This is a genomic window from Acinetobacter sp. LipI_23 (assembly GCF_058243045.1).
Window position 1 is genome coordinate 3,474,072 of sequence record NZ_JBZAYJ010000001.1, and the last position, 10,557, is coordinate 3,484,628.

Annotated in this window: 10 protein-coding genes; 3 read left to right on the forward strand and 7 right to left on the reverse strand. The window is 43.8% G+C overall.

Annotated elements, in window-relative coordinates; genetic code table 11:
- Nucleotides 1-49 precede the first annotated feature (49 nt).
- A complete protein-coding gene (locus AC4CVD_RS17110; protein ID WP_490753479.1) occupies nt 50-727 on the reverse strand; it encodes a TetR family transcriptional regulator in 678 nt (225 codons plus the stop codon).
- A gap of 161 nt (nt 728-888) precedes the next feature.
- On the opposite strand from AC4CVD_RS17110, the gene rph reads away from it, so the two are divergent.
- Nucleotides 889-1,605 (forward strand): ribonuclease PH, encoded by a 717-nt coding sequence (rph, locus tag AC4CVD_RS17115; RefSeq protein WP_004684198.1) that lies wholly within the window; start codon nt 889-891, stop codon nt 1,603-1,605.
- Nucleotides 1,606-1,678: 73 nt separating this feature from the next.
- Here the strand turns inward: rph and nadC are convergent, their stop codons facing one another.
- Complete coding sequence (gene nadC / locus AC4CVD_RS17120; protein ID WP_490753480.1) at nt 1,679-2,524, reverse strand: carboxylating nicotinate-nucleotide diphosphorylase; 846 nt, start codon at nt 2,522-2,524, stop codon at nt 1,679-1,681.
- Nucleotides 2,525-2,708: 184 nt separating this feature from the next.
- Here nadC and ampD point away from each other — a divergent pair, with 184 nt between their 5' ends.
- Together ampD and murJ are read left to right on the forward strand one after the other, a co-directional pair.
- Nucleotides 2,709-3,281, forward strand: coding sequence for a 1,6-anhydro-N-acetylmuramyl-L-alanine amidase AmpD (gene ampD, locus AC4CVD_RS17125; protein ID WP_087014896.1), 573 nt, complete (start codon nt 2,709-2,711; stop codon nt 3,279-3,281).
- Nucleotides 3,282-3,358: 77 nt separating this feature from the next.
- Entirely contained in the window at nt 3,359-4,915 is a 1,557-nt protein-coding gene (gene murJ, locus AC4CVD_RS17130; RefSeq protein ID WP_473338016.1) for a murein biosynthesis integral membrane protein MurJ, read from the forward strand.
- A 160-nt stretch (nt 4,916-5,075) separates the two neighbouring features.
- On the opposite strand, the gene bamJ (AC4CVD_RS17135) is transcribed toward murJ, so the two are convergent.
- The 5 genes from bamJ (AC4CVD_RS17135) to AC4CVD_RS17155 all read right to left on the reverse strand — a co-directional run bounded on the left by bamJ (AC4CVD_RS17135) (nt 5,076) and on the right by AC4CVD_RS17155 (nt 10,475).
- Nucleotides 5,076-5,768 (reverse strand): BamJ family beta-barrel-assembly machinery protein, encoded by a 693-nt coding sequence (gene bamJ / locus AC4CVD_RS17135; protein ID WP_490753481.1) that lies wholly within the window; start codon nt 5,766-5,768, stop codon nt 5,076-5,078.
- A gap of 54 nt (nt 5,769-5,822) precedes the next feature.
- Nucleotides 5,823-6,527, reverse strand: a complete 705-nt coding sequence (gene bamJ / locus AC4CVD_RS17140; RefSeq protein WP_332477677.1) for a BamJ family beta-barrel-assembly machinery protein — start codon at nt 6,525-6,527, stop codon at nt 5,823-5,825.
- Nucleotides 6,528-6,740: 213 nt separating this feature from the next.
- Nucleotides 6,741-8,927 carry a polysaccharide biosynthesis tyrosine autokinase gene (locus AC4CVD_RS17145; RefSeq protein ID WP_490753482.1) on the reverse strand — a complete coding sequence of 729 codons (2,187 nt, stop codon included), beginning with the start codon at nt 8,925-8,927 and terminating at the stop codon, nt 6,741-6,743.
- A 16-nt stretch (nt 8,928-8,943) separates the two neighbouring features.
- Entirely contained in the window at nt 8,944-9,372 is a 429-nt protein-coding gene (locus AC4CVD_RS17150; protein WP_490753483.1) for a low molecular weight protein-tyrosine-phosphatase, read from the reverse strand.
- A complete protein-coding gene (locus AC4CVD_RS17155) occupies nt 9,372-10,475 on the reverse strand; it encodes a polysaccharide biosynthesis/export family protein (protein WP_490753484.1) in 1,104 nt (367 codons plus the stop codon). Before AC4CVD_RS17155 ends, AC4CVD_RS17150 begins: the two co-directional genes overlap by 1 nt.
- Between the last annotated feature and the right edge of the window lie 82 nt (nt 10,476-10,557).

Genomic DNA, 10,557 nt, shown 5'->3' on the forward strand with positions numbered 1-10,557 from the left:
AGTACATTAAAAATTTTGTAATACAGCAAAAATTGCGTCTGTTAGCGGCTTAATGTAAGGTCGGGTTGGCGTGTTTGGTTTGAGCAGATCGTCGTTGCCAATTGGATATTCCGCGGAACATGAGTTGAATCTGCACGATGGTTTGCAGTTTAAATGCAGCCTGCTGCTGTTGGAGTTTCTCGGGAGCCACATCTCGACTCAAACCAATCCAGCGCATGGCCCAGTTAAAGGAGGCATCCATTAAGATATTGGCCAATACTTTGAGGTCCTCGCTGTCATGAATATGTTGCATGCTTTCAATACGGGTTAATGCATGGGCGAAGTCATCGATTAAAAAGGCTATTTCTCGCTCAACGGCTGCACGGATCAAGGCACAACCACCCCAACGTTCTCCAATCAAGAAAATCCACTGTTCAGGATGTTGCTCTACAGTATGAAAAAATAGGTCTAGACTGTGCTCAATTGTGGCATGTGGACCATAAACATAGCTTTGTCCCAATTGCGTCAACATACTTTTGATGTGGAGCGCCGCTTGGTCGACCAGTTCAAGTCCCAGCTCATCCAAATCATTAAAGTGGCGATAAAACGCGGTCGGTACTAAACCCACTTGGCGAGTGACTTCACGGAGACTAATGCGAGCAAAGGAACGTCCAGAGGTGCTGAGTTGTAATGCAGCATTCAGCAAAGCTTGGCGGCTTTGTTGTTTACGTTCTTCTCGAATCGACATGGATTATTGCCTCAGCCTCTTTTAAGCTTCAGTTTAACAAAGAATATAGATGGGTAGGGAAGCAGGCGATCAATTACAAATGCAATGCAGTCAGACAAATGCTTTGGGTCTGCTTCTGCTATACTATGCGCCAACCTATTTAGTCAGATGAAGGGCGTATTATGCGTATCGACCAACGAACATTAGATCAATTACGTGATGTCACCATTACTCGTAACTACACACGTTATGCGGAAGGTTCGGTATTGGTTGAGTTTGGTCATACCAAAGTTCTTTGTACGGCAAGTATTGATAACTCAGTACCACGCTTTTTAAAAGGCAAGGGTCAGGGCTGGGTAACCGCTGAATATGGCATGTTGCCACGTTCGACGCATACCCGTAGTGACCGTGAGGCTGCGCGTGGTAAGCAAAGTGGTCGTACTCAAGAAATTCAACGTTTGATTGGCCGTAGTCTACGCGCCATGGTGGATTTAAAAAAATTAGGTGAAAACACCATTACCATCGACTGTGATGTGATTCAGGCAGATGGTGGTACACGTACTGCTGCGATCACTGGTGCTGCGGTGGCTCTCATTGATGCGATGAATACGTTGCTTGAGAAAAAGAAAATTAAGCAAGATCCATTAAAAGGCTTAGTGGCTGCTATTTCAGTCGGTATTTTCCAAGATGAAGTGCTTTTAGACTTGTGCTATGAAGAAGACTCAAACTGCCAAACGGATTTAAACGTGGTGATGACCCAAGCTGGCGAGTTTATTGAAATTCAAGGTACGGCAGAAGATAAACCGTTTACCCGTGTACAGTGCAATGCCATGTTAGAAATGGCGGAAAAGGGCATTCAAGAGTTGGTGAAAAAACAACAGCAAGCACTGGGCTGGTAAGTTTGAACGCAATAAAAAACGCACTCTAGAGTGCGTTTTTTATTGGGTGTGGATTGAATGCAAACTATTGGAATTAAGCATTAAAACGCATAGAAAGGTCGACTGCTTTGACATCTTTGGTTAATACACCCATCGAAATATAATCCACGCCTGTGCTTGCAACTTCGCGCAAGTTGGCAATGGTGATATTCCCTGACGCTTCCAATTTACACCGTCCTGCAACATGCTTGACCGCATCAATCATTTGTTGCTGGCTAAAGTTGTCTAACATCACGATATCCGCTTGGGCTTCCAATGCTTGGTCTAATTCCGCCCAGGTTTCAACTTCGACTTCGACAGGTTTGCCTGGGGCAATTTGATGCGCTTTGGCAATGGCTTGTGCGATGCCACCCGCTGCCATGATGTGATTTTCTTTAATTAAAAAAGCATCGAATAAACCTAAACGATGGTTTTGACCACCGCCGACCGCGACAGCATATTTTTGGGCAATACGTAGACCCGGCAGGGTTTTACGGGTATCTAGCAACTTGGTGTTTAAGCCATCGAGTTGTTTGACATATTCCGCCGTTTTGGTTGCTACAGCAGATAGGGTTTGTACAAAGTTGAGTGCAGGGCGTTCAACCGTAAGTAAGCTGCGTGCTGAACCCGCCAGTTTAAAAATGGTTTCATTGGCAAGAACCAAATCGCCATCGTTTTTGAGCCACGTGATTTGCACACTGGAATCAAAAGCTGCAATTAATGCATTGACCCAAGGTTGACCAGCAAGAATCATGTCTTCACGGCTAATAATGGTCGCAGTCGCTTGTTCATCTTCAGGCGTCAAAAGCGCCGTAATGTCGCCATCACCGATGTCTTCTTGTAATGCCTGTTGAATATTCAGTTGAATAGATTGTTCAAGCAGTTGCTGCGATATGCTCATCCGATTGTCCGTATCTTTATAGAAGCCATGAAAATTGCGCAATATATTAGCATTTTTCCTGAAAAAGGCGTGAAAATTTCAAAATCAAACGCTGACCAATTTGAGAAATGACGGGGAAAGATTTAGCATGAGAGACATTAAAAAAGATTGCCCAAAGGGCGCAATGGGTTTGAGGAATAAAAATATGCAGGTCATTCCGTCGTTTCAAGTGCAAGCAGGGCAACTGCTGGGAGCGAGACAAATTCCATCGCCTAATTTTAACGCACGTCCTGCTGATACTGAGATTCAACTGATTGTCATCCATAATATCAGTTTGCCTCCCTCACAGTTTGGTGGCGGTTATATTGAACAATTTTTTCAAAATCAATTGGATTGGTCAGTACATCCATATTTTCAAACCATTCAAGGCATGCAAGTCTCAGCGCATTTACTGATTTTAAGAAGTGGCGAAGTCTTACAATTTGTCAATTTTAACGACCGTGCATGGCATGCAGGACGCTCAAGCTATCTGGCCAAGAAAGAGTGCAATGATTATTCGATTGGCATTGAGCTTGAGGGCAGTGATGACTTGCCTTTTGAAGATGCCCAATATGAAACATTGGTACACGTGACGGCCTGTTTACAACAGGCCTATCCTCAAATTCAGCAGCATTTGGCAGGACATTCTGATATTGCACCAGGACGTAAGACCGATCCAGGCCCATTTTTTGATTGGTTAGACTATCGAAATCGTTTGCAGCAGTTAAAAAGTCAATGAATTGAGAGTCGACAACAACATTAAACAATCAAATATTCGCTGAAGTTTCATTACAATAGCGGCAAATGAAAAACTAGGTGGATACGATGGCGCTGTGGCGGTCAACCGTAATTGTAAGTGCAATGACCATGCTTTCTCGGGTCTTGGGTTTGGTACGAGACATTGTCTTACTAAATGTCTTTGGTGCGGGGAAAGATTTTGATACCTTTGTGGTGGCCTTTCGTATCCCGAACTTCTTCCGTCGGCTATTTGCTGAGGGAGCATTCTCACAGGCGTTTATTCCAGTACTGACCGAATATAAAACTGGGCGTACCCATGCGGAAGTTCAGATTCTGATTAGCCGTGTCTTTGGTTGTTTGATGACCGTTATGACGGCTTTAACCTTCATTGCTATGGTCGCAGCTCCAGCAGTGCTATACATCTATGCACCGGGTTTCCATGCCGATCCAGAGAAGTTCGACCTCGCGGTTTCAATGTTTCGCCTCACCATTCCTTATTTATTGTTTATGTCGTTGACGGCATTTGCCAGCAGTATTCTAAATAGTTATGGTTCCTTTGCTTCACCCGCCTTTTCACCGGTATTGCTGAATGTTGCGATGATTGCAGGAGCATGGTGGCTGACGCCGTATATGGCAGAACCGATTATGGCACTGGGTTGGGCGGTAGTTGCTGCGGGTGTATTGCAACTGGCGATCCAAATTCCTGAACTTTGGCATAAAAAGTTACTGATTCCACCGAAAGTTGATTTTAAACATGAAGGTGTGGATCGCATCATGAAATTGATGCTGCCTGCGCTATTTGGTGTTTCTGTCACGCAAATCAACTTACTCCTGAACACCATTTGGGCTTCGTTTATGCAAGACGGTTCAGTATCATGGTTGTACAGTGCGGAACGCATGACCGAGTTACCTTTAGGGTTGATTGGGGTGGCGATTGGTACGGTGATTTTACCCGCATTGTCGACCCGTCATGCAGAGCAAGATATGTCGAAGTTCCGCGGCATGATGGATTGGGCTGCAAAGGTGATTGTTCTGGTGGGGGTGCCTGCGAGTATTGCGCTGTTTATGTTATCGACCCCCATTATTCAGGCCCTATTCCAACGCGGACAATTTACCCTTGAAGATACACAAATGACGGCTTTAGCACTGCAATGTATGAGTGCTGGGGTGATTTCATTTATGTTGATTAAAGTCTTTGCCCCTGGGTTTTATGCGCAGCAAGACACCAAAACGCCAGTCCGTGTCGGTTTAATGGCCGTTGCCGCAAATGCGATTTTAAACGTGGTGTTTATTGGCTTCTTTAAATTGATTGACTGGCAGGCAGAGCATATGGCTTTGGCATTAGCCTCTTCGGGCTCTGCTCTAGTGAATGCGGGGATGTTGTATTTCTATCTACACAAGCGCGATATTTTCCGTTTTGGCGCACACTGGAAAAAACTGTTTATCCAGTTTGGTATTGCTAACGCCGTGATGATTGTGGCTTTGTGGTATGCATTGACTTGGTATAATGGTGACGTGTCACAGTGGATACGCGTTGCCGAAGTGATCGGGTTGTGCGTGGTCGGCGTTGTGGCATATGCGGTTGGTTTGCTCCTAACAGGCTTTAGACCACGTCACCTCAAACATGAAGCCTAAAACAAGGTACTTCTTTGTTTTATGCTTCAAAAGACAAGCGAAGCACTTAACTTAAAAATAAGCAGTGCTTGATTTGAAAATAGATTGAAAATAATAAAAAGCCTGATCACGAAGATCAGGCTTTTTATTTTATATATAGCATTGCCTTTGCATTGCTGCCTTATTTTGGTAACACTTCAATCAGTTCCACATCAAAAATCAAGGTGCTATTCGGTTCAATCACATCGCCTGAACCAATTTGGCCATAGCCCAGTTTAGCAGGAATAAATAAGCGATATTTTGCGCCTTCTTTCATTAGCTGTAAGCCTTCAGTCCAACCTTGAATCACTTGGCTGACTTGAAACTCCGCAGGCTGTTGACGTGCAATCGAGCTGTCAAAAACGGTCTGATCAATCAAACGTCCTTCATAATGGACTTTGACTTTGCTATTGGCCTTAGGTGACTTGCCTTTGCCTTGTTGTAAAACCATATATTGTAGGCCTGAAGCCGTGGTTTTCACCTCGGGTTTTTTCGCATTTTCAGCTAAGAAAGCCGCACCAATTTTGGCATTTTTGTCTGCCTGTTGTTTAACTTCTAATAACTGTTTTGCTTCGGCTTGGCGTTTATATTGGGTGAGTACAAGCGCCATGTCTTCATCGCTTAATGACGCAGCTTGGCCTTTAGATGCTTCACGTAACCCTTGCACAAAAGCATCAAGATCTAAATCTTGAATTGACTCGGCATTGCTACGACCCATGAGGTAGCCGAAGCTATAACCGACTTGTTGGTTGATGCTGCTTTTATTATTAATCGGTGCAGCAAAAACAGGTGTAGAAAGTAACAAGCCACAGAGTAATGTTGTTTGAATTTTCATCTTGTATTCTCAATAAAAAGAGGAGAGCAAAAGCTCTCCTTTGATTGACTTGCTTTATTTTACTTTAATCAGTTCAACATCAAAAATAAGCGTGCTGTTGGCTGGGATCATGCCAGGTACACCTTGTGGGCCGTAGCCTAAGTTAGAAGGGATGTAAAGTGTCGCTTTCCCACCTTCTTTCATGAGTTGTAGACCTTCGGTCCAACCTGGAATCACTTGGTTTAAAGGAAACTCAATCGGTTCGCCACGTTCAAGCGAACTATCGAAGACTTTACCGTCGACCAATTGGCCTTTGTAATGCACAGTCACGACAGAGCTGGCAGTGGGTTGCTTGCCTGTACCTTCTTGCGTGATTTTGTACTGTAAGCCTGACGCTGTGGTTTTCACCCCAGGTTTTTTCTCATTTTCAGTTAAGAAGCTGTCACTGGTTGTCTGTGCTTGCTTCGCATCATTAGCCTGTTTTTGCTGCATTTCTTGTTGGAACTGCTCATAGGCTTGTTTTAATTCTTCTTCGCTATAGGCAGGTTGGCTACGAGCATGACCGGCACGGACACCCGTTACAAAACTGTTAATATCGAGTTCTGGTGGAGTTTGATGAGCAACCTCATAACCCAGTGCATAGCTAATTTTTTCTACGGCAGATGCATTTTTTGAAACTTGGGCTTCGGCTGAAGCTGGGTGTTGAGATGCATAATAAACGGGAACAAGTGCAGCACCGCCTAGAATAACAGCTACAGCAATGGGTAAGGCTTTACTCATGTGAAATTTTTCCTAATTCTATTACATTCAGAAAGTTTTTTAGCATCTTAGCAGACTTCATGAATGACGTGTTTTGTACCACCAGTACATTTTCAAATTAATATATGCCGAAGTCCTTAAAAAAACTATAAGGATTTGAATATATAAACGTTTGTCATACAAAATAAAAAGCCAGAAATCAAGTTCTGGCTTTTTATCGGTTAGAGAATGTATTTAGTCTGATTCTTTATTGGCTTTATATGCATAGGCATAATTATAGCCATAGCCATAACCTGCACTTGAACGCTGAATATCATTCAAGATCACGCCATTGACCTTGACGCCAGCCTGTTCAAAGCGATTGACCGTTAATTCCAGTTCTTTCATTTGAGTCTGTGCATAACGTGCAATCAACAAATTCACACCTGCATGTTGCGAGATGATAATCCCGTCAGTCACTGCAAGAATAGGTGAAGTATCAATCAGGATATGATCATATTGACTGGATAACTGAGTTAGCATTTCCCCAAATAATGGAGTACTGAGTAACTCGGATGGATTCACCGGGCTTTTACCCCGAGTCAATAGATCTAATCCTGGTATATCAGTTGCTTTGATGACCTGATTTAAATTGACTTGCTTATTTAAATACTCGGACAGACCCGGTTGAGGCGTCTGATTAAAGTATTTATGGATATAACCCCGACGTAAATCCGCATCAATCAAGAGTACACGTTTCTGGCTTTGTGCCAAAATTGCAGCCAGGTTGGTCGAGATAAAAGATTTACCCACTTCTGGTGCAGGACCAGAAATCATCACAATATTGTTCCGTGCATTGCTCAAGGCAAAGTGAATGGCAGTACGCATACTACGCAAACTCTCAATCGCAATATCATCACTGTTTTTAACCGCCAGGATAGGAATATATTTTTTCTTCTTGGCCAGCTTGATATAGCCATTTTGGACAGGCGAGCGAGGTACTGTTGCATATACCGGCAAATCTAGTTCATTTTCAATTTGACTGGAATCTTTAATGCCTGAACGTAGCATGTTGCGTAGCAGTGCCAGCAAGGTACCCAGGAAACCGCCCAAGAAGATGGATAAAATCAGGATTTGCAGTTTTTTCGGTTTGATCGGTTCTAGTGGTTCAACGGCAGTATCGACTACACGCACATTACCAATTTCACCAGCTTTGGCAATTCGTAGCTGCTGATAAGAGTTTAACAGTGCAGTATAGAGCTGCTGTTTCACTTCAACTTCACGGAACAGTTGTAAGTATCGGCGTTGCAGGTCTGGTAGCTGCTTTAAAGTACCTTCCAGCTCGTTAATTCTTTTGTTGATGGCAGCCAGTTGTGCATTCATCTGCTGCATCACTGGATGTTCATTGGTGTATTTGGCAGAAGCCTCAGCGACTTGTTGCTCGAGCTGTGCTTTTTGGGTTTCCAGGCTAATACTTTGAGTCAGATACAGTTCCGACTCTTTGGTGACATCGACCGTATTGAATTGCTGACGGAAAGTATTGAATTCTCGCTCAGCTACATCCAGTTGCTGGCGCAATTCAGGTAACTGTTCATCCAGAAACTTAAGCGTTTGGGCTGTTTCTGCAGAACGACGTTCAATATTTTGCTGGCTATAGGCCGCCAGAATGGCATTCAGGACTTCAGTGATATGCTGTTTGTCAGTCCCCTGATAATTCAGGCCTAATACCCCGGTCATTTTGCCTTTTTCTGCCACCGAGTAATTGGCAAGAATCGATTGGACTGCAGCGGGCAGAGATTGCTTGCGAACAAGATAGGGTGCATTGAACTGGTCCTGGGTATAAATGGCAACTTTCCACTGACCATGTTCAGACTGCAATTCACTAGGCTGATTTAATGGGGCAGAGAAGACCACTTGTTCTGTGGCCGGATCGGTTAAAGTGTATTTACCCTGCTGAAAGTCAAGACGTAAATTCTTGTCATTGAAATAAGCAGGCACTTCAAACTGACGGATATCAAAGGATTTAGCATTGTCTTTAAAAAGAACAGATGTTTTATTGTATTCGCTTTGATAGTCATGCGGTGACAATAAACGGTTCGTAAAGCTGTTTTCAGTTCCAGCAATGCGGAGATCCAGATTTAAAGCCTGAATGGCAGAACCCAGCACCAGACGCGATTTTAATAGTTCTATTTCTGCCTGAGCGGGTTGCTTTTGCTCGATCATACTGGACAAATCACCCAATAAGGCAGCAGACGTCCCTTTGTTTTCTTCGACCTGTACCAGCGCATCAACTGAATAGGTGTCTGGGGTGACTCTTAAATACAGCAATGCGCAGATCACGCTTAAGATGACACACAGCGCAATCAGCTTCCACTGGGCAATGAGTGAAAAAAATAATTCTTTTAAGTCTATCGTATCTTCAGTATTGCTATTTTGGCTCATAATCTTGATTTCAAATTTAAATATATTTTTTCCAGTCAGCAATACAGCTCTGTATTAACTGGCAGGTATCATCAAATACAGCTTGGTCATGCTGATAAGGGTCAGCGATATTCCTGGCTTGCCAGTGCCCCAAACGGAAGGTTTTACCTTTGGCAAAAGGCCAGGTCTGTTCTATATGTTTTTGTTGGTTTTGACTCATCACCAGAACCAGATCAGCCTGTTTAATCATCTCGGCATTCAGCTTTCGAGCGACATGCGGGCTCATATCAATGCCCAAACTTTGCATACACAGACTGGCTTTTTCATCTGCTGTATGTCCTACCATGCCCGCAATACCGGCAGATTCAATCTGTAAATGCGGATACTGTTGTTTTAAAAAGTATTCGGCCATAGGACTACGGCAGATATTGCCAATACAGACCACCAAAATACGTTTAATCTGCATTATTGCCCCAAACGATCCAGGTTATAAAGTGCATTCGAGAACGGAATCACTTGGTTCACGACACGTTGCCAGCGTGCCAGACCTGAAGCATCGACATAGACAATATCATTGCTGCGCATCTTGAACTGGTTGGCCAGGCCGAAGTCGGCAATACTGCTCAGGTCCATGTGATAAACTTCGGTGTGTACAGCATTTGACTGGCTGCGCACGATATAAATTTTGCTGCGGCTGGCAGAGAGTGGATTTAGACCCAAACTTTCACCTAATACATCACTTAAACTCATCCCCTGATCGCGCAGTGGCAAGGACTGGTTTTTACCAGATTCACCCATAACATAAATTTTCTGATTTTCGCGATTGTTCACATATAAAGTGTCATTTGGCTGGATCAGCAAGTTATGCAGTGAAAAACCTGCTTTTTCCAGTTCTACCGTATTCAGGGTATAGGTCTGTCCCTGACGAACCAAGGTAATGGAAGCATTATTGCCCTGTTGTGCATTGACACCACCGGCCATGCCCAAGGCCGTATAGACACTTACCGGCTGATCGCTTAAATAAAACTGACCACCTTTGATGACATTGCCCTGAACGGAGTAGCGCTGACCCTGATAGGACAGAACCCGTACAATGACATCCGGAGTTTTTAAATAACGGGCCAACTGACTGCGCAACTCACGGTTGACTTGGGTCAGGGATTTGCCCGCAGCCTTGTAGCGGCCAATAATTGGAAATTGAATATAGCCCTGTGAGTCAATCTGATAACCGTTAGCCTGAGCAGACTGGTCACTACTAATAGTCGTGCTAGGCGGGGTCATTTCCGGATAGGCCCATAAATAGATGGACAGGATATCACCCGGACTCAGACTGTAGCTACGATGCGGGGTGCTAAACAAATGGGCATAGTCTTGTTGAATGTTTTGTCCAGCAGGCTGAACAGTCAGCATAGAGTCTTGAGTGAGTTTAATCACATTGACCGACGTGCCGAGTTCGGTTTGATAAACACCTTCTGCTGGTAGGTCATAAGTTTGCAGACCAGAGGTCACTGCGCAGCCGGTCAAAGTGAGGCCGCAAGTCAGTAAAAAAGCCAGTTGAATTTGTCGCACATGAAATCCCGTTTTTAATATTTAATTCGTTAAATCTGCGATATTCTACCTGAGAACTTTGATTTTATTATAACAAAATGTA